Origin of the sequence: Bosea sp. 29B, from assembly GCF_902506165.1 — a bacterium.
Classification (GTDB): Bacteria; Pseudomonadota; Alphaproteobacteria; order Rhizobiales; family Beijerinckiaceae; genus Allobosea.
This window is the reverse complement of sequence record NZ_LR733817.1, coordinates 2107160-2125269: the sequence shown is the minus strand read 5'-3', so window position 1 is coordinate 2125269 and position 18110 is coordinate 2107160. Positions and strand designations below refer to the sequence as shown.

General features: G+C 66.0%; 16 protein-coding genes. 9 read left to right on the top strand and 7 right to left on the bottom strand.

Features of this window, described 5'->3' with window-relative positions; all coding sequences use genetic code 11:
- Positions 1-46: 46 nt before the first annotated feature.
- The 3 genes from rbfA to GV161_RS10365 all read left to right on the top strand — a co-directional run bounded on the left by rbfA (position 47) and on the right by GV161_RS10365 (position 3713).
- Positions 47-502: a 30S ribosome-binding factor RbfA gene (rbfA, locus tag GV161_RS10375; RefSeq protein ID WP_152013219.1), complete on the top strand. Its 456-nt coding sequence runs from the start codon at positions 47-49 to the stop codon at positions 500-502.
- The gene (gene truB / locus GV161_RS10370) at positions 489-1436 is read left to right on the top strand and encodes a tRNA pseudouridine(55) synthase TruB (protein ID WP_152013220.1); all 948 of its coding nucleotides are present in this window, start codon (positions 489-491) and stop codon (positions 1434-1436) included. Before rbfA ends, truB begins: the two co-directional genes overlap by 14 nt.
- Before the next feature lie 171 nt (positions 1437-1607).
- On the top strand, positions 1608-3713 hold the full coding sequence (locus tag GV161_RS10365) for a methyl-accepting chemotaxis protein (protein ID WP_152013221.1): 2106 nt from the start codon (positions 1608-1610) through the stop codon (positions 3711-3713).
- Here GV161_RS10365 and GV161_RS10360 read toward each other — a convergent pair.
- Positions 3710-4609, bottom strand: a complete 900-nt coding sequence (locus GV161_RS10360; protein WP_152013222.1) for an AraC family transcriptional regulator — start codon at positions 4607-4609, stop codon at positions 3710-3712. The two genes, GV161_RS10365 and GV161_RS10360, sit on opposite strands and share 4 nt — an antisense overlap.
- Before the next feature lie 301 nt (positions 4610-4910).
- Between GV161_RS10360 and GV161_RS10355 the strand changes: the two genes are divergently transcribed.
- Complete coding sequence (locus GV161_RS10355; RefSeq protein WP_152013223.1) at positions 4911-5297, top strand: Atu4866 domain-containing protein; 387 nt, start codon at positions 4911-4913, stop codon at positions 5295-5297.
- 36 nt (positions 5298-5333) lie between these two features.
- On the opposite strand, the gene GV161_RS10350 is transcribed toward GV161_RS10355, so the two are convergent.
- Positions 5334-5945: an NAD(P)-dependent oxidoreductase gene (locus GV161_RS10350; RefSeq protein ID WP_152013224.1), complete on the bottom strand. Its 612-nt coding sequence runs from the start codon at positions 5943-5945 to the stop codon at positions 5334-5336.
- Between the two features lie 118 nt (positions 5946-6063).
- On the opposite strand from GV161_RS10350, the gene GV161_RS10345 reads away from it, so the two are divergent.
- Complete coding sequence (locus GV161_RS10345) at positions 6064-6435, top strand: helix-turn-helix domain-containing protein (RefSeq protein ID WP_152013225.1); 372 nt, start codon at positions 6064-6066, stop codon at positions 6433-6435.
- Here GV161_RS10345 and ligD read toward each other — a convergent pair whose 3' ends face one another.
- From ligD to GV161_RS10330, 3 genes are read right to left on the bottom strand one after another with little or no spacing between them, the layout of a single operon-like run.
- Complete coding sequence (gene ligD, locus GV161_RS10340) at positions 6436-8997, bottom strand: DNA ligase D (RefSeq protein WP_152013226.1); 2562 nt, start codon at positions 8995-8997, stop codon at positions 6436-6438.
- 18 nt (positions 8998-9015) lie between these two features.
- Positions 9016-9894 carry a Ku protein gene (locus tag GV161_RS10335; protein WP_152013227.1) on the bottom strand — a complete coding sequence of 293 codons (879 nt, stop codon included), beginning with the start codon at positions 9892-9894 and terminating at the stop codon, positions 9016-9018.
- Positions 9894-10127 carry a hypothetical protein gene (locus GV161_RS10330; protein WP_152013228.1) on the bottom strand — a complete coding sequence of 78 codons (234 nt, stop codon included), beginning with the start codon at positions 10125-10127 and terminating at the stop codon, positions 9894-9896. Before GV161_RS10330 ends, GV161_RS10335 begins: the two co-directional genes overlap by 1 nt.
- A 273-nt stretch (positions 10128-10400) precedes the next feature.
- Between GV161_RS10330 and rpsO the strand changes: the two genes are divergently transcribed.
- The 3 genes from rpsO (at position 10401) to GV161_RS10315 (ending at position 13887) form a co-directional block, all read left to right on the top strand.
- Entirely contained in the window at positions 10401-10670 is a 270-nt protein-coding gene (gene rpsO, locus GV161_RS10325) for a 30S ribosomal protein S15 (RefSeq protein WP_152013229.1), read from the top strand.
- A 283-nt stretch (positions 10671-10953) separates the two neighbouring features.
- Positions 10954-13125 (top strand): polyribonucleotide nucleotidyltransferase, encoded by a 2172-nt coding sequence (gene pnp / locus GV161_RS10320; protein ID WP_152013230.1) that lies wholly within the window; start codon positions 10954-10956, stop codon positions 13123-13125.
- A 129-nt stretch (positions 13126-13254) separates the two neighbouring features.
- Positions 13255-13887 carry a pyridoxamine 5'-phosphate oxidase family protein gene (locus tag GV161_RS10315; RefSeq protein WP_152013231.1) on the top strand — a complete coding sequence of 211 codons (633 nt, stop codon included), beginning with the start codon at positions 13255-13257 and terminating at the stop codon, positions 13885-13887.
- A 123-nt stretch (positions 13888-14010) separates the two neighbouring features.
- On the opposite strand, the gene GV161_RS10310 is transcribed toward GV161_RS10315, so the two are convergent.
- Entirely contained in the window at positions 14011-15642 is a 1632-nt protein-coding gene (locus tag GV161_RS10310) for an aromatic amino acid ammonia-lyase (RefSeq protein WP_152013232.1), read from the bottom strand.
- 209 nt (positions 15643-15851) lie between these two features.
- Between GV161_RS10310 and hemA the strand changes: the two genes are divergently transcribed.
- Entirely contained in the window at positions 15852-17063 is a 1212-nt protein-coding gene (gene hemA, locus GV161_RS10305; protein WP_152013233.1) for a 5-aminolevulinate synthase, read from the top strand.
- 16 nt (positions 17064-17079) lie between these two features.
- Here the strand turns inward: hemA and GV161_RS10300 are convergent, their stop codons facing one another.
- Positions 17080-18078 carry an adenosine kinase gene (locus tag GV161_RS10300; protein WP_152013234.1) on the bottom strand — a complete coding sequence of 333 codons (999 nt, stop codon included), beginning with the start codon at positions 18076-18078 and terminating at the stop codon, positions 17080-17082.
- Positions 18079-18110 lie beyond the last annotated feature (32 nt).

Sequence of the window (18110 nt, the reverse complement as noted above, 5' to 3'; positions counted from 1 at the left end):
ACGTTTCAAACCCGTCCATCCGGTCCGATCCCGGAGAACGAGAGCCATGGCAAAGAAACCCAACACACAGGGCTCCGGGCCCTCGCAGCGGCAATTGCGTGTCGGCGAACTGATCCGTCACGCCCTGGCGGAGATGCTGGCGCGCGGCGACATCCATGACGATGTGCTGGCGAAGCACGTCATCACCGTGCCCGAGGTCCGGCTCTCGCCCGATCTCAAGCTCGCGACCTGCTACATCATGCCGCTTGGCGGCCAGGACGTCGCGCCGGTTCTGAAGGCGCTGAGCGCCCATACGCGCTATATCCGCGGCGAGATCGCCCATCGCGTGAACCTGAAATACGCGCCGAACGTCCGCTTCCTGCAGGATGAGAGCTTCGCCGAGGCCGAGCGCATCGATGCGCTGCTCTATTCGGACAAGGTGCGCCAGGACATCCTGAAGCAGCCGCTGCGCATCGACCAGGACCAACCGGACCAGCAAGACAAGCACCATGACGACGACTGACGAGAACCGCCCGGCAGAGGCGGATGGCGGCCGGCCGCCGCGCCCGAAGAAGCGCGACGTGCATGGCTGGGTCGTGCTCGACAAGCCGATCGGGATGACCTCGACCCATGCGGTCGCCGTGGTGAAGCGCGCCTATAACGCCAAGAAGGCCGGCCATGCCGGCACGCTCGATCCGCTCGCCTCGGGCCTTCTGCCGATTGCGCTGGGCGAAGCGACCAAGACCGTCCCCTTCGTGATGGACGGGCGCAAGGCCTATGAGTTCACCGTCGCCTGGGGCTCGCAGACCGATACGGACGACACCGAGGGCAAAGTCGTCGCGACCTCCGAACTCCGGCCCGACGAGCCGGCGATCGCGGCCTTGCTGCCGCGCTTCACCGGCACGATCCAGCAGGTGCCGCCAAAGTTCTCAGCGATCAAGATCGCGGGCGAGCGCGCCTACGACCTCGCCCGCGACGGCGAGGAGGTGACGCTGGAGGCCCGTCCGGTCGAGATCACCGCGCTGCGCATCGTCTGCCATGACGGCCCGACCACGACCTTCGAGGCCGAATGCGGCAAGGGCACCTATGTCCGCGCCATTGCCCGCGACCTCGGCCTGGCGCTCGGCTGTCTCGGCCATGTCGCGCATCTGCGCCGCACCCGCGTCGGGCCGTTCGCGGTGGCGGATGCGGCGACGGTCGAGGCGCTGCGCGACGGCGACAGCGATAGCGCCGCGGAGGCACTGCTGCCGGTCTCGGCAGCATTGCAGCTGATCCCGGAGATCGTGGTGCATCGCGATGCCGCGCTCCGGCTCAAGCGCGGCCAGAGCGTGCTCCTGCGCGGCCGCGACGCGCCGCTGGAAGCCGATGCCGTCTACGCGATGAGCGGCGGCGTGCTGATCGCCACCGGCTCGATTGCGCAGGGCGAGTTCGTCCCGCATCGCGTCTTCAACCTGTAGAAGAACGCCCTGCAGAGCACACGCATGTCGCGGTCCATTTGTACTGAATGGAACGAACTCTGCACAAAACAGGGCTGTTTTGGTCGATTTTGACCCCTTTTAAAGCGAAATTTACCAGTTTCGACGGGTTCTTGAGTGCTGGCCGACCTCGGCCGCCTCAAGGAGCCGCCCGTGAAGAAGCTCGCCTCCCTCTGGCTACCCATCTCCAATCGGCTCGCGATCGTCGGCCTCGCCATCTTCGCTGCCGCGATTGCGGCGTCGGTGATCGTCTCGATCCGCGCGGCCGACAGCGCCATGCGCGAGCGGGCTCAAGCCAGCCTGACCGTCAACATCAACCTGCTGCGGGATATTCTCACCGCCAAGGGCGAGCCACGGCTGGAGGGCGACAAGCTCTATTTCGGATCTGAGCTGGTCAACGGCAACTTTGCCGCCGTGGACAAGGTCAAGGCGCTCTCCGGTGGCACCGCGACGGTGTTCATGGGCGACACGCGCGTCTCGACCAACGTCCAGAAGCCGGATGGCGGGCGCGCGGTCGGAACCAAGCTGGCGCAAGGTGCAGCCAACGACGCCGTGTTCAAGGAACGCCGTACCTATTCCGGGGCCGCCGATATCCTTGGTGTCCCCTATTTCACCATCTACGAGCCGATCATCCAGAAATCGGACAATGCGGTGATCGGCATCCTCTATGTCGGCATCAAGCAGTCGGATTTCCTTACCGTCATCGACGAGATGATCCGCAATAACGTCTTGGCCGGTATCGTGATCGCCGCGATCGGCGGGGCGCTGCTGTTCTGGCTGACGCGCCGGACATTGAGACCGCTCGGCCAGCTCAAGGATTCGATGCTGAAGCTGGCAGCCGGCGATCTCGCCAGCGAACCACCGAAGCTGCGCAGCGGCGACGAGGTCTCGGCCATGGCCGATGCGGTCGCCGTCCTGCGCAAGGCAGCGATCGAAAAAGCGCGACTGGAGACTGAAGCGACGGAGCAATCGGAGCGCAGCGATGCCGAACGCCGCAGCAACCAGGCCGAGCGCGAGCGCGCGGCAGAGCAGCAGCGCGACCATGCACAGCAACAGGAAGCGATCGTTCGCGCCCTTGCCGCCGGGCTGGAGCGGCTTGCCCAGGCAGACCTGACCTGCCGGCTCGAAGACGCCTTTCCCGCCGAATACGAGCAGTTGCGCGCCGACTTCAACGAAGCCGTCGATCGGCTCTCCGCCACGGTGTCGACGATCCAGGTGACGGCTTCCGAGGTCGGCATTGCGGCGCGCGAGATCAACACGGGCGCAGACGACCTGTCGAAGCGCACCGAGGAGCAGGCCTCCTCGCTCGAGGAGACGGCGGCGACGACCGAGGAGCTGGCGGCCTCGGTGAAAGCTTCGGCCCAGGGCGCGCGCCAGGCGGCGGCGGTCGCCGAGGAGGCGATGCAGGCGGCGCAGGATGGCGGCGCCATCGCCGGCGAGGCGGTCAGCGCCATGGCGCGGATCGAGGACGCCTCCAAGAAAATCTCCGAGATCGTCTCGGTCATCGACGGCATCGCTTTCCAGACCAATCTGCTGGCCCTCAACGCCGCAGTCGAGGCGGCCAGGGCCGGCGACGCTGGCAAAGGCTTCGCCGTCGTCGCCTCGGAGGTGCGCACGCTCGCCCAGCGCTCGGGGGAAGCCGCCAAGGACATCTCCGGGCTGATATCGTCCTCCAATACCGAGGTCGAGCAGGGCGTCCGGCTGGTGCGCCGGGCGGGTGACTCGCTCGAAAAGATCCTGGCGGCCTCGCAGAAGGTCACTGGCACGATCCAGGAAATCTCGGCGGCTTCCGCCGAACAGGCCCATGGCATCGACGAGATGAGCCAGGCGATCGCCCATCTCGACGAGATGACGCAGGCCAATGCGGCGCTGGCCGAACAGAGCGCCGCCTCGGCCGGGGCGCTGTCGGGCCGGATCGGCGAGCTCAACACGCTGGTGGCGAGCTTCCGCACCGGGAACGCCACGCACGGCGCCATGGCGGCGCCCGCGCCGGCCTTCGCCGGCCCCGGGACGCGCCCGGCTGCCAGATCTGCTGCGATGCCTGCGATGCGCGTGCCCGCACGATCCGCGGGCACCGCACCGCATGCTGCCGGCGCGGCCGATCGCAGCAGCGGCCAGGCGCCCGAGCCGGAGCGGCTGCGCCAACTCGCCGAGGCCGCCTTCGCCCAGAGCAAAGCTGCTGCGCCCCAGCGCGCCCCGACTCAGCCCCGCAAGGCCGCAAACGGGCGCGCAAATGACACAGGATGGGAGGAGTTCTAGGCGGCGTCGGCTGCCGAGGCGCCGCGCAGGCGCGCGACGTCGCGCAGCGGCGGGGCACCGAACAGGCGGCTATATTCCCGGCTGAACTGCGAGGGGCTCTCATAGCCGACCTGGAATCCGGCCGAGGCAGCGTCATGCGCCTTGGCCAGGATCAGCCGGCGCGCTTCCTGCAGGCGCAGTTGCTTCTGGTATTGCAGCGGGCTCATCGCCGTCACCGCCTTGAAATGCTGGTGCAGCGCCGAAGGGCTCATCCGCGCTTCCGCCGCGACGATCTCGACGCTGAAGGGGCTGCGGTAGTTGCGCTTGATCCAGGCGATGGCGCGATTGACCTGCTGCAGCTTGCTCTCCGCCACCGCGATCTGGCGCAGGCGCGCCGCCTGCTCTCCGGTCAGCAGGCGATAGAGGATTTCGCGCTCGACCAGCGGCGCGAGCACCGCAATGTCTGCGGGAGCCTCCAACAAGCCGGTCAGCCTGATCACAGCGTCGCGCAAGGCCGGCGTCATCGGGCCGACTGTCAGGCCCGGACCGGATGACAATTCCCGCTCGGTCAGCGGCGGCGCTTCCAGCATCAGCGCACCGATGGCGGCCGGATCGAGCTCGAGCTTGACGCAGAGATAGGGCTCTTCCGGCGTCGCCTCGATCACCTGGCCGATGACCGGCAGGTCGAGCGAGACGACGAGGCAATGGGCGGCGTCGTAGCGATAGATCTGGTCGCCCAGGATCACCTGCTTGGCGCCCTGGGCGATGATGCAGAGCGCCGGCTCGTGCAGGCCATGCATCGGCTCGCTGGGTTGCGAGAGACGGACGACCTTCAAGCGCGGGATCGCGGTCTGGTGGACGCCGTCGCTCGGCGCAAAGCGCGCGATCAGCCTGGCGAGTTCCTCGACCTGGGACATGTACCGACCTCCATGGCAGGTCGCTGGAAGCCGACCCGGATGCCTGGAGTTCCATATAAGGAAGTAGCAGGGCTTTGCCATGGGTGGGCTGCAACGCTGGAGGATCAGGCAATGATCGCGGCGGATCGGTCTACCGCTCTACGGCCGCACCGGTGCATTGTCCCAGCATACCGGCAGCGTCGTCGACCAACGGACCCAGGAGCGGAATGCCCTGGCGCCCCGAGCCGGTTGCTACTGACATATTCCTGTCAAAGGCGGCGCTATCTGCACCGCCCAACTACCTGAACGAAAGGAGATCATCATGCCCTTCAACCAGGTCTTCCAGTCGCTCGGCGCGATCGCGTCAATCATCGTGCCGGCCAAGCCGTCGGTTCGTCCGCTCGAGATCGATCTCGAGCTTCCGGAGCCGCTGACGAAGGCCGAGCTCGCCGTGCTCGGCCGCTGGGTCAGCGAGGATGGCGCCATCCGGCTCGATCTTCGTCCCAATGGCCGCTTCGGCAAGCAGCGCGATCAGGCGCCGGGTCATGGCGGCCGCTACGAGGTGGATGCGTCGCAGCTCTATTTCGAGAGCGACGCCGGCCATGTCTGGAGCGGCGAATTGCGCCGCGGCCAGCTCGCTTTCGGCGAGAAGCGCTTCCGCCGGACCCTGCAGCTGGACCCGGCCAGACTGATTCAATCTGACCGGTAATCTCAGGCGATGCTGAGACGGGACGCTAGTCCCGTCTCAGTAGCCGACCGTAAAGCGCTGGCGCGTATGCGCCGGCTTCTCCAGTTCATCGACCAAGGCAACGGCATAGTCCTCGGCCGAGATCCGGCTCTGCCCCTTGCCGTCGACCAGGAGCCGGTCCTTGCCGAGCCGGAACTGGCCGGTGCGCACGCCCGGCTCGATCAAGGCGGAGGGCGAGAGGAAGGTCCAGTCGAGGTCGCTCTCGCCCTTCAGCTGATCAAGATAGGCGCCGCCCTTCCTGGCCTCGTCGAGATAGATCGCCGGGAATTCCTTGGTGTCGAACAGCTTCACGCCCGGCGCGACCTCGAGACTACCGGCGCCGCCGACGACGAGATAGCGCTTCACGCCGGACTGCTTCACCGCCGCGAGCAGAACCGCCGGATCGCTGGCGGTATAGTGCACGGCGCTGATCACCGCGTCATGGCCGGCAAGCAGGGCCGCGAGCCCGTCCTTGTCGTAGACATCGCCCTTCTTCGCCACGATACCGGCGCCCTGCGGCACCTTTTCGGGATTGCGGACGATGGCGGTGACCTGGTGGCCGCGGCTGGTCAGCTCGGCGAGCAGGCGCGAGCCGATGAAGCCGGTGGCGCCGATGAGAGCAATCTTCATGGTGACCTTCCCTAGTATCTGTTAGGAACCTACATCCCGATAGACACCAGATGGCAGCCATGCGACTTTCTCTCAAGAAGGCACTTTCACGCCACAAGGTCACCTGCTGGAAACCGCCATGCTCCACCGCCCCGATGCCTTCAACGCGCGCTGCCCGACGCGGCAGGTGCTCGACCGCATCGGCGACAAATGGGCGGTACTGGTGCTGATCCTGCTGGAACAGGAGACTTTGCGCTTCAACGAGTTGCGCCGGCGGATCGACTCCATCTCGCAGAAGATGCTGTCGCAAACGTTGAAGAGCCTGGAACGGGACGGGCTGATCTCGCGCCGGGCCTTCCCGACCGTGCCGGTCACAGTCGAATATTCGCTGACCCCGCTCGGGCGCACGCTCGCCGGCACGGTCGCAGCGCTGACCCAATGGGCGGAGGCTCATATCGGCGAGGTCGAGGCGGCGCAGCGGCGCTATGATCGCGGCGAGATCGCCGCCTGATCAACGCTTCAAGGGCCGCTTCGGCTTGAAGAAGGCGGCCCAGGCATCGTCGGGCGGGCCCTTCTTAGTAACCTCCGGCGCCTTGAAGGCGTCAGGCGCCAGATCCCTCTCCAGCAGCTCCCAGGCGACCGGCATGGCGACCGCAGCGCCGGGACGGACCCGCGTCGAGAACGGCGCGATCGCGGTCGAGCCGCGGCCATTTCTGAGATAATCGATGAAGATTCGGCCCTTGCGCGCCTTCTTCGACAGGGTCGCTGTGTAGAGCTTCGGCTCGGCCTGTTCCATCGCCTTGGCGAAGTCGCGGGCGAAACCTTTGACCTCGTTCCAATCCGCCTTCGGCTGCAGCGGCAGCACGACATGGAAGCCCTTGCCGCCGGAGGTCTTGAGGAAGCTCTCGAAGCCGAGTTCGTCGAGGCGCTGACGCACGGCGAGCGCTGCCTCGCGCACACGCTCCATTGGCACGCCCATGTCGGGATCGAGATCGAAGATGACCTGGTCGGGCATATCGACCGCGTCGACCTTCGCGCCCCAGACATGGACCTCGACCGTGCCGAGCTGGACCAATGCGGCGAGCCCGTCGAAATCGCGGATGAAGAGCAGCTCCTCGCCATCCTTGTCCTTCATCCGCGAGACGGATTTGTGCAGCCCGGCACCGGCATGCTTCTGGAAGAAGACCTGCCCGCCGACACCATCGGGCGCCCGCAGCAGGCTCAAGGGTCGCTCGATAACGAAGGGCGCCATGCGCTCCCAGATGCTGGCGTAATAGTCGAGCAGACCCTGCTTGGTGAAGCCGATATCGGGCCAGAGCGGTTTTTGGGGATTCCTGAGCGTCACGGTGGTCCCCCGAACGGGTGCGCGCTTGCCTGCCGACTTCACCGCTCGGGGCGCCTTCGTTCCAGCCTTGACGGGCTTCTCCTCGATCACCTCCTGCGCCGGCTTGTCCTCTCGCAGGCCCAGGAATGACGAATGCCGCAGGGTTTTCGAGGCCGTCCAGGCGCCGAAGGCGATCTCGGCGACGAGCTCGGGCCTGACCCAGACGATACCACGCTCACGGCCAGCTTCACCTTTGAAGGGCGAGGCTTTCGCGGCGATGGCGTCGAGCTTCTTCTTCAGCGCCGCCGCCAAGTTGCGGGTGAAACCGGTGCCGACGCGGCCGGCTGGCTTCAACTCACGATCCTCGTAGTAGCCGAGAACGAGCGAACCGAGCTGGTTGGGCGAGGCTTTCGACGGGACATAGCCGGCGATGACGAATTCCTGACGCTGCGTGCATTTCGACTTGATCCAGTCGCGTCCTCGCCCGCTGCGATAGGGCGCCTCGGCGCGTTTGGAGATCACGCCTTCCAGCCCCATCCGGCAGGCGTGGCGCAGCATGGTCTGGCCCGGCTCGACGAAGTGCTCGGAATAGCGCAGCGGCGCGTCCTGACCCGCAGCCTTCAGCAACTCCTCCAATCGCTCCTTGCGGGCAAGCAGCGGTTCCGCCCGCAAATCTTCGCCATCGAGATGGAGCAGGTCGAAGGCGAAGAAGACGAGGTTCGCAGTCTCGCCATCCGACAAGGCGGCTTGCAGGGCGGAGAAGGAGGAGATGCCGTTCTCGCCCAATGCCACCACTTCGCCGTCGATCAGCGCGGTCTCACAGGACATTGCTGCGAGGGCATCGGCAATCCTGTCACCGAAGCGCTCGGTCCAGTCGAGTCCGGTGCGGGTGAGCAGCCTGACCTTGCCGGCGGAGATTCGTGCCTGCAGTCGGTAGCCGTCGAACTTGACCTCGTGCAGCCAGGCATCGCCGCCAGGCGGCTTGTCCAGCAAGGTCGCAAGACAGGGCTCGATGAAGCGCGGCAGCCGCTCGCCCTCGGCTTTCGCCGAGTGGGAGGCCAGCGTGGTCTTCGCAGGTTTTGCCTTGGCGGGTTTTGCCTTGGCAGCTTTGGACTTTGCGACCTTGAGCTTACGGCCTTTCGCGGGCTTCTCGTCAGTCGACCAGATATCGCCGCCAGGGTCCTCGCCAACCTCCTCGACGCTGCGGCCGGATTTCACCGAATCCGGCGCGGTCTCGAGAATGTCTTCGTCGTCGCGGGCGAACTCGTCGTCGACCTTGATCAGCAGCCAGTTGTCGCGCTTCTCGCCGCGGCGGGGCTTCAGCCTGACGAGATGCCAGTGGCCACCGAGCTTGTGGCCTTCGAGCGCAAAGGCGAGATGGCCCTTCTCCATGCCGCGAACGGGGTCGCCCTCCGGAATCCACTTGCCTTCGTCCCAGACGATGACGGAGCCCGCGCCATATTCGCCCTCCGGAATCGTGCCTTCGAACGAGCCGTACTCCAGTGGATGGTCCTCGACATGGACGGCGAGGCGCTTCTCGCCGGGATCGAGGCTTGGACCCCGCGTCACCGCCCAGGACCAGAGCACCCCGTCATGCTCCAGCCTGAGATCGTAGTGGAGGCGGCGCGCGGCATGTTTGTGGATCACGAAGGCGCCACGCTGGGCAGCTTTCCGCCGACTGGCAGCACCTTTCGGCTCGCGGGTGCGGGAGAAATCGCGCTTCGAACGATAGAGATCGAGATTGGCCATGGCGTCCTCCGACGCGCGTCAGGCACTCTTCCTGGCCTTGCCGGCGGCGGTTTTTTTCGTCGACTTGCGGGTACCGGACGGCTTCTTGCCGCGAGCGGACGACTTGGAAGGTGAATCGTTTTCTTCTCCGAGGCTCTTCTTCAACGCCTCGAACAGATTGACTACATTGGAAGGGCGCTCTGCTGGCTTCGCGACCGGAGGTTTCTTGCCCTTGCGCTTGGCGGCGATCAGCTCGAGCAGCGCCGCCTCGTAGCGATCCTCGAAGCCGCTGGGATCGAACTTCGCCTCTTTCTTGTCGATGATGTGGGTGGCGAGATCGACCAGCTCCGCGTCGAGCTTGCCTTTGCGCAGGCCGTCAAAGACTTCATCCGGCTGGCGCACAGTCTTGTCGTAGCGCAGCGTGGTCAGCAGCAGGCCTTTGTCAAAGGGCTCGATCATCACCGGCCGCTCGCGGCGATAGAGCACGATGCGGGCGATGCCGGCCTTCTTCTGCTTCGCCATCGCCTCGCGGATCACGGCGAAGGCCTCCTCCGAGACCTCGTCGGAGGGGCTGAGATAATAGGGCTGGTCAAAATAGATCTGCGGGATCGCGGCCCGGTCGACGAACTGCTCGATCGAGAGCGTGTGCGAACTCTCGATCTGGACCGCGTCGATCTCGTCCTCCTCGATCAGCAGATATTCGTCGCCGCCGATCTCATAGCCCTTGACCTCGTCGTCGGAATCGACGGACTTTCCGCTGACGCTGTCGATGTATTGCCGCTGGACGGTATTGCCGGTCTTGCGGTTGATGACGCGGAAGGAAACCTTCTCGCTATGGTCGGTCGCCGAGGTCAATTCGACGGCGCAGGACACCAGCGAGAGCTTGAGATAGCCCTTCCAAGCCGGCCGGGGCGCCATCAGGCCGCCCTCAGCTTGGGCCGAGCGGGGAAGGCAGGTGGCAAGCCGCGTAGCCAGGCTTCGGCCCGGACGATCTCGTCTCGGGTCACGACCGGCACGGGATCGGACAGGATCGCCAGCAGCACCTCGCGGTCGAACTGACCGCTGGCGATCACGTCGGCAAGCGCGTCACGGGTCTCACGCTCGGCTCTGAGCTGGGCGGCGAGCGCGGCGATGAGGCGATCTTTCGGCATGGTACGTATGATGGCACCTGGACTGGATAACTGTTTGGGTTCCAACTGCGGGCCGGGCGACTGGTTCCGCCATCGAACAATCGGTGGACCTTTGCCTCGCGCTGCAGTGCAGCACCCTAGCGTTTCGCCAGATTTCGTGTATATGCCCGGGCAACCGGCCTACCAGCCGGCTGCGCATCCCTTCCGCGATGAGGCGGATGCGGGCTTCGGACCTTGCTGGACGACATCCCGGCCTGGCCCGCCAGATCAACACCCGAACCAAAGGACATGACGATGTCGATCACTGCCGAGCGCAAGACCGCGCTCATCAAGGAACACGCCACCAAGCCGAACGACACCGGCTCGCCGGAAGTCCAGGTCGCGATCCTCACCGAGCGCATCAACAACCTGACCGGCCACTTCAAGTCCCACACCAAGGACAACCATTCGCGTCGCGGCCTGCTCAAGCTGGTCTCGCAGCGCCGCTCCCTGCTCGACTACCTCAGGGGCAAGGAAGAAGCGCGCTACAAGACGCTGATCGAGAAGCTCGGCATCCGCCGCTGATCGAGACGGAAATTCCGCCCGGTGCCTCGCTGCTCCGGGCGGTTCTGCTAGGGGCCGATTGATCGGCCTCACTCCGGGAGCGCCGCAATGACGCGAGCTCCCATTCCAGTGCGGCAACCGCATGGGGCGGCTTCCCGCATGATCCGCCGGCGTCAGCGACGCTCATGGCAGGATCGCCGAGCGCCCGGGCGCGCTTCCTGCAAGCACCTCCCGGACGTTTAGCCGTCTTGCCCATGGGCACGATCGACGCCGGACGGATCGCATCCGACCGAAAGACATATCCATGTTCGATGTTCAAACCGAAGAGCTGATCTGGGGCGGGCGCAAGCTCGTGCTCGAAACCGGCAAGATCGCCCGCCAGGCTGATGCCGCCGTGCTCGCCACCTATGGCGAGACCGTCGTGCTCGCGACTGTCGTCTCCGCCAAATCGCCCAAGGCCGGGATCGACTTCTTCCCGCTGACCGTGAACTACCAGGAAAAGACCTTCGCCGCCGGCCGCATCCCGGGTGGCTATTTCAAGCGCGAGGGACGCCCGACCGAGAAGGAGACGCTGGTTTCGCGCCTGATCGACCGGCCGATCCGCCCGCTCTTCGTCGAAGGCTATCGCAACGAGACGCAGGTCGTCTGCACCGTGCTGCAGCATGACCTCGAGAACGATCCCGACATCGTCGCCATGGTCGCTGCCTCCGCCGCCCTGACCCTGTCCGGCGTGCCGTTCATGGGCCCGGTCGGCGCTGCACGCGTCGGCTACGTCGACGGTGCCTACAAGCTCAACCCGCTGGTCGACGAGATCAAGGAATCGCAGCTCGACCTCGTCGTCGCCGGCACGCCCGACGCCGTCCTGATGGTCGAGTCGGAGGCCAAGCAGCTCTCCGAGGAGATCATGCTCGGCGCCGTGATGTTCGGCCACAAGCACTTCCAGCCGGTGATCGACGCGATCATCCGCCTGGCCGAGAAGGCCGCCAAGGAGCCGCGCGACTACGTGCCGGCCGACAACTCGGTCGTGCTCGACGCCGTGCTCAAGCTGGTCGATGCGGATATCCGCGCTGCCTACAAGATCACTACCAAGGCCGAGCGCTACAAGGCTCTCGACGCCGCCAAGGCCAAGGTTCAGGCGCTCGTCTCCGAGACGCCGGACGGCAAGACCACCTTCACCAAGGAGCAGGTCGGCGGCCAGTTCAAGGAAGCGCAGGCCAAGGTCGTGCGCTGGACCATCCTCGACGACGGCGTCCGCATCGACGGCCGCGACCTGAAGACGGTCCGCAAGATCGTCTCGGAAGCCGGCATCCTGCCGCGCACCCACGGCTCGGCGCTGTTCACCCGCGGCGAGACCCAGGCGCTGGTCGTGACCACGCTCGGCACCGGCGATGACGAGCAGTTCATCGACTCGCTGGAAGGCACCTACAAGGAGACCTTCCTGCTGCACTACAACTTCCCTCCCTATTCGGTGGGTGAAGCCGGCCGCATGGGTTCGCCCGGCCGCCGCGAAATCGGCCATGGCAAGCTCGCCTGGCGCGCCATTCGCCCGATGCTGCCGGCGAAGTCGGAGTTCCCCTACACGATCCGTGTCGTCTCGGAGATCACCGAGTCGAACGGCTCCTCCTCGATGGCCACCGTCTGCGGCACCTCGCTGGCGCTGATGGATGCCGGCGTGCCGCTGAAGGCGCCGGTCGCGGGCATCGCCATGGGCCTGATCCTGGAAGGCGAGCGCTTCGCGGTGCTCTCCGACATCCTCGGTGACGAGGACCATCTCGGCGACATGGACTTCAAGGTCGCCGGCACCGCCGAGGGCATCACCTCGCTGCAGATGGACATCAAGATCGCGGGGATCACCGAGGAGATCATGAAGGTCGCCCTCGACCAGGCCAAGGGCGGTCGTGATCACATCCTCGGCGAGATGAACAAGGCGCTGTCGGCCTCGCGTGGCCAGCTCGGCGAGTATGCGCCGCGCATCGAGACGATGAAGATCCCGGTCGACAAGATCCGCGAAGTCATCGGTTCGGGCGGCAAGGTCATCCGCGAGATCGTCGAGAAGACCGGCGCCAAGGTCAACATCGAGGACGACGGCACCATCAAGATCGCCTCGGCCGACGGCAAGTCGATCGAAGCGGCGATCAAGTGGATCAAGTCGATCGTCTCCGAGGCCGAGCCGGGCATGATCTATGACGGCTCCGTCGTGAAGGTTATGGAGTTCGGCGCCTTCGTGAACTTCTTCGGCGCCAAGGACGGTCTCGTCCACATCTCGGAGCTGGCCCCGCGTCGGGTCCAGAAGGTGCAGGACGTCGTCAAGGAAGGCGACAAGGTCAAGGTCAAGTTCCTCGGCATGGACGAGCGCGGCAAGGTGCGCCTGTCGATGAAGGTGGTCGACCAGACCACCGGTGAGGACATCACCGAGAAGCTGAAGGCGGAGCGCGAGGCTGAGAAGTCCCGCGAGCGCCAGGGCGCGGAAGACTGATCCGCGATCAGCGTTTCACGTGAATCAGACGCTCCGCACCTGACGGTGCGGGGCGTTTTCTTTTGGGGGTCCCTCTGGTGCAACGCAGCGAGAAAGAATAGTCTAGACTTATTGTCTCCGGAGGCTGGCATGACCGCGCATCGCATAACCTCGCCCGAACAGCTCGCCGCGCTCTATCCGAACCCGATCGCGCCGGCCTCGGTGATCAAGGAGATCGATCACATCGACGCCAACTACGGCGCGCTGATCGCGGCCTCGCCGTTTTTCGTGCTCGCGACCAATGGCCCGGATGGCCTGGATTGCTCACCGCGTGGGGATCAGCCGGGCTTTGTCACCGTCAGCGACGCCAAAACGCTGCTGATTCCGGACCGAAGAGGCAATAACCGTCTGGATTCATTGAAGAATCTTCTGTCTGACAATCGAATCGGAATGCTCTTTTTGATCCCCGGTTACGGCGAAACCCTGCGTGTGAACGGCACCGCGGTGCTCTCGACCGATCCCGAGCTGTGCGCGCGCTTCGACATGGCGGGCAAGCTGCCGGCCTGCGTGATCGTCGTCACCGTCGAGGCCACCTACTTTCAGTGCTCGCGGGCGGTGGTGCGCGCCGACCTTTGGAACCCAGCGGCGCAGGTCGACAAGCGCTCCCTGCCGAGCGCGGGCACGATCCTGCGCGACATCTCGGCACGGGCGGCTGCGGAAGCCTTCGACGGCGAGGCCTATGACAAAGCGCTGCCGGAGCGGGTCAGGGCGACGTTGTACTAACTAAGCGCGAGTCGTCCCAGGCGGAGCGAAGCGCAGACCCGGGACCCATGCCTGAACCGTTCCGGAATGGATCCCGGATCAGCGCCGCTTCGCGGCTTGTCCGGGATGACCACATTGTGTGGGTTACTCCAGTCCCCCCACCGCCGCCTCGACCGCCTCGACGATCGCACCGGAGCGGACCAGCGCCGTCGCCTGGTTCATCTCGGCAGCGTACCAGCGGTCACCGTCGAGCGCCGGCGGGATCGTCTCGCGCAGTGCGTCGAGCGCCGCCTGCGTGCCCTTGCCGAGCGGATGGGCCTTGGCGGTTTCGGCGATCAGCGAGAGCGCCTGACAGGCCATCAGGATCTCGGCGGCGATGATCATCTCGACATTCTCGACGACTGTGCGCGCCTTGCGGCCGCACCAGGTCGAGTTCGAGACATGGTCCTCGGCATTGGACTTGCCGGGAATCGAATCGACCGAGCCGGGCGAGGACAGCGTGCGGTTCTCCATCACCAGCGCCGACATCGAGCACTGCACGGTAGCAAAACCGGTATTGAGGCCGCGCTTGCCGGCGAGCAGGTTGCGCGGCAGGCCGTAGCTCATGGTCGGGTCGACCAGTCGGGCGAGGCGGCGCTCGCAGATCGAGCCGAGATCGGTCATGGCGATGGCGAGCAGGTCCATCGCCTGTGCGACGTACTGGCCGTGGAAATGGCCGCCGGATATGACGCGGTAGCCGTCATCCTCGGGGAAGATCAGCGGATTGTCGGTCGCCGAATTGGTCTCGGTCGCGATGATGCGCGAGACATAATCGAGCGCCTCGCGGGCCGGACCATGCACCTGTGGGGCACAGCGCAGCGAATAGACGTCCTGCACACGCGGCGCCGGCGGCTTGCCGGGCGTGCGACCGATCTCGTCGGGATAGATCGTCTCGCGGGCCGAGGCCGAGCAGCGCTTGGACCCTTGCGTGATCTTCAGAAGGTTGCGCGCCACCAGCGCCTGGCCGGGATGCGGGCGCGCGGCATGGACGCGCGGATCGAAGGCGGCGAGCTCCCCGCGCATCGCTTCGAGCGAGAGGGCAAGGCCGATATCGGCGGCCTTGATCAGCCGCTTGGCGTCCTCGGTCGCGAGCACGCCGAGCGCCAGCGACACGGTCGAGCCATTGATCAGGGCGGAGGCATCCTTGGCCCCGAGCTTGAAGTCCGGCTCCAGCCCCGCCTTCGCCAAGGCGTCGCGGGCCTTCATCCGCCTGCCCTTGTAGACGGCTTCACCCTCCTCGAAGCCGCAGACTGCCGCCGACATATGGGCGAGCGGGGCGAGGTCGCCGGAGGCGCCGACCGAGCCCTTCTGCGGGATCACCGGATGGATGCCGGCATTGAGGCAGGCGAGCAGGCGCTCGACCAGCGCGACCTGCGGGCCGGAATAGTTCGAGGCGAAGGCGTTGGCGCGCAGCAGCATGGTGGCGCGCGTCACATCCTCCGCGAAGGGCTCGCCGACACCGGTGGCGTGGGCATAGACGCTCTTGCGCTGATATTCGGTCATCTCCGACATCAGCACGCGCTGGTCCTTGAACAGGCCGACGCCGGTGTTGAAGGAGTACATGAACGGGGCTTCGTCGTTCATGAAATTGGCGTCGATATGGGCGCGCGTCGCCGCGATCGCCTCGCGGGCCGATTTGGCCAGCGTCGCCTTCTCATAGCGGCCGGAGGCGCCGGGCCGGGCCACGCGCAGCACTTGCTTGCCCTTCAGGGTCCGTCCGTCGATCGTTACCGCCATGGCCTGTTCCTCGTCAGCTTTGCCGACGATCTAAAGGCCCGGCGTGCCAAAGGGAAAGGCCCATTCCCTGCCGGAAACGAAAAGCACCTTGCACGATGCGACGCGGCCGGCCCTGGCATCGATCCGCCGCGGCCCTGCTGCGGCGCGACATCGGCGCGCCTTTACCCTGTGGCTGGAATCCCTCAAAGGTGGCGCCAGGAGGCTCCCCAATGGATTTCGAGGCCTTTTTCCGCAGCGAGCTCGACGGCCTCAAGGCCGAGGGGCGCTATCGTGTCTTCGCCGATCTCGAACGCCGCGCCGGCCGCTTTCCGCGCGCCGCCTTCCATGGCCCGAGCGGGCCGCGCGAGGTCACCGTCTGGTGCTCGAACGACTATCTCGGCATGGGCCAGCACCCCGCCGTGCTCGCCGCGATGCGCGAGGCGCTCGATGCCTGCGGCGCCGGCGCTGGCGGCACCCGCAACATCGCCGGGACCAACCACTATCATGTCCTGCTGGAGCGCGAGCTCGCCGACCTGCACGGCAAGGAGGCGGCGCTGCTGTTCAACTCCGGCTACATGTCGAACTGGGCCTCGCTCTCGACGCTGGCCGCACGCATTCCCGGCTGCGTCGTGCTGACCGATGCCGCCAACCATGCCTCGATGATCGAGGGCATCCGGCATTCGCGGGCCGAGAAACTGATCTTCGCCCATAACGACCCGCAGGACCTGCGTCGCAAGCTCGCGAGCATCGACCCGAACCGGCCGAAGCTGATCGCCTTCGAATCGGTCTATTCGATGGATGGCGACATCGCGCCGGTCGCGGAGTTCTGCGATCTCGCCGAAGAATTCGGCGCGTTGACCTATATCGACGAGGTCCATGCCGTCGGGCTCTACGGCCCGCGCGGCGGCGGCGTCAGCGAACGCGATGGCCTCTCGCACCGGCTCGACCTGATCGAGGGTACGCTGGCCAAATCCTTCGGCGTGATGGGCGGCTATGTCACCGGCTCGACGGCGTTGTGCGACTTCATTCGGAGCTTCGCCTCGGGCTTCATCTTCTCGAGCTCGCTACCGCCGTCACTCGCCGCGGGCGCGCTGGCTGCGATCCGGCACCTCAAGACCAGCTCGGTGGAACGCGAGGGCCAGCAGGACCGTGTGCGCAAGCTACGTCAGCAGCTCGACCAGGCCGGCATTCCGCATCTCAGCAATCCCAGCCATATCGTGCCGGTGATGGTCGGCGATGCCGCCCTGTGCAAGCGAATCAGCGACGAGTTGCTGGAGCGCTTTGCGATCTACGTCCAGCCGATCAACTACCCGACCGTGGCGCGCGGCACCGAGCGCCTGCGGATCACGCCGACGCCGTTGCACTCGGACGAGGATATCGCCGCGCTGGTCGGCGCGCTCAGCGAGATCTGGAGCGCCACGGGGCTGAAGCGGGCGGCGTAAACGCCGCCCATTCTCATCAAAGCAAGCCGTTATTGCCGGCGAGCGTCTTCAGGCTGACGTCCGGGCGTGCGCCGACATGGCTGATGACCTCGGCCGCGGCCAGCGCGCCGAGCCGCAGGCAATCACGGGCTTCGCGGCCGGAGGTCAGGCCATGCAGGAAGCCGGCGGCGAAGAGATCGCCGGCGCCGGTGGCATCGACCACGCGCTCAACCGGGAAGACCGGCTCGGCCACGACGCCATCCGGCGTCAACGCCAGCGCGCCATTCTCCGAGCGGGTGATGACGGCAAGGATGTTCTCCGCCCGCATCCCTGCCAGCGCCGTGTCGAAGTCAGCACTCTGGTAGAGGCTCTTCAGCTCGTGCTCGTTGGCGAAGACGAGGTCGACGAGGCCATTGCGGATCAGTCCGAGGAACTCATCACGATAGCGGTCGACGCAAAAGGAATCCGACAGAGTGATGGCGACGCGGCCGCCAGCCTTGTGGGCGAGCTCCGAGGCCTTGCGGAAGGCGTCCTTGGCCGCCGGCGGATCCCAGAGATAGCCTTCGAGATAGACGATGTCGGCGTTCTCGACCGTGGCCGGATCGACATCGGCCGGGGACAGGCCCTGGCAGGCGCCGAGATAGGTGTTCATCGTGCGCTCGCCATCGGGTGTGACGATGATGAAGGAGCGCGCCGTCGCCGCGCCCTCGGTCGCCGCGGCAGTGTCGAAGGCGACGCCGAGCGAGGTCAGGTCGTGACGGTAGAGCTTGCCGAGCTCGTCGGCCTTGACCTTGCCGATGAAGGCGCCCTTGCCGCCGAAGGAGGCGAGGCCGGCGATGGTGTTGGCGGCCGAGCCACCCGAGACCACCTTGCCCGGACCCATCGCGCCATAGAGCAGCTCGGCCCGCGGCTCGTCGATCAGCGCCATCGAGCCTTTGACCAGCTCGTACTTCATCAGGAAGTCTTCCTCCGCCGAAGCGAAGACGTCGACGATGGCATTGCCCAAGGCGAGCACGTCATAGCGCTTGGAGGTCATGAAACGATCCGTAATGGCGGGAGGATGGCGGC

Coding starts and splice junctions, on each gene's coding strand:
- rbfA (WP_152013219.1), top strand. CDS start 47: ATGGCAAAGAAACCCAACACACAGGGCTCCGGGCCCTCGCAGCGGCAA.
- truB (WP_152013220.1), top strand. CDS start 489: ATGACGACGACTGACGAGAACCGCCCGGCAGAGGCGGATGGCGGCCGG.
- GV161_RS10360 (WP_152013222.1), bottom strand. CDS start 4,609: ATGTCCCAGGTCGAGGAACTCGCCAGGCTGATCGCGCGCTTTGCGCCG.
- GV161_RS10355 (WP_152013223.1), top strand. CDS start 4,911: ATGCCCTTCAACCAGGTCTTCCAGTCGCTCGGCGCGATCGCGTCAATC.
- GV161_RS10350 (WP_152013224.1), bottom strand. CDS start 5,945: ATGAAGATTGCTCTCATCGGCGCCACCGGCTTCATCGGCTCGCGCCTG.
- GV161_RS10345 (WP_152013225.1), top strand. CDS start 6,064: ATGCTCCACCGCCCCGATGCCTTCAACGCGCGCTGCCCGACGCGGCAG.
- ligD (WP_152013226.1), bottom strand. CDS start 8,997: ATGGCCAATCTCGATCTCTATCGTTCGAAGCGCGATTTCTCCCGCACC.
- GV161_RS10335 (WP_152013227.1), bottom strand. CDS start 9,894: ATGGCGCCCCGGCCGGCTTGGAAGGGCTATCTCAAGCTCTCGCTGGTG.
- GV161_RS10330 (WP_152013228.1), bottom strand. CDS start 10,127: ATGCCGAAAGATCGCCTCATCGCCGCGCTCGCCGCCCAGCTCAGAGCC.
- rpsO (WP_152013229.1), top strand. CDS start 10,401: ATGTCGATCACTGCCGAGCGCAAGACCGCGCTCATCAAGGAACACGCC.
- pnp (WP_152013230.1), top strand. CDS start 10,954: ATGTTCGATGTTCAAACCGAAGAGCTGATCTGGGGCGGGCGCAAGCTC.
- GV161_RS10315 (WP_152013231.1), top strand. CDS start 13,255: ATGACCGCGCATCGCATAACCTCGCCCGAACAGCTCGCCGCGCTCTAT.
- GV161_RS10310 (WP_152013232.1), bottom strand. CDS start 15,642: ATGGCGGTAACGATCGACGGACGGACCCTGAAGGGCAAGCAAGTGCTG.
- hemA (WP_152013233.1), top strand. CDS start 15,852: ATGGATTTCGAGGCCTTTTTCCGCAGCGAGCTCGACGGCCTCAAGGCC.
- GV161_RS10300 (WP_152013234.1), bottom strand. CDS start 18,078: ATGACCTCCAAGCGCTATGACGTGCTCGCCTTGGGCAATGCCATCGTC.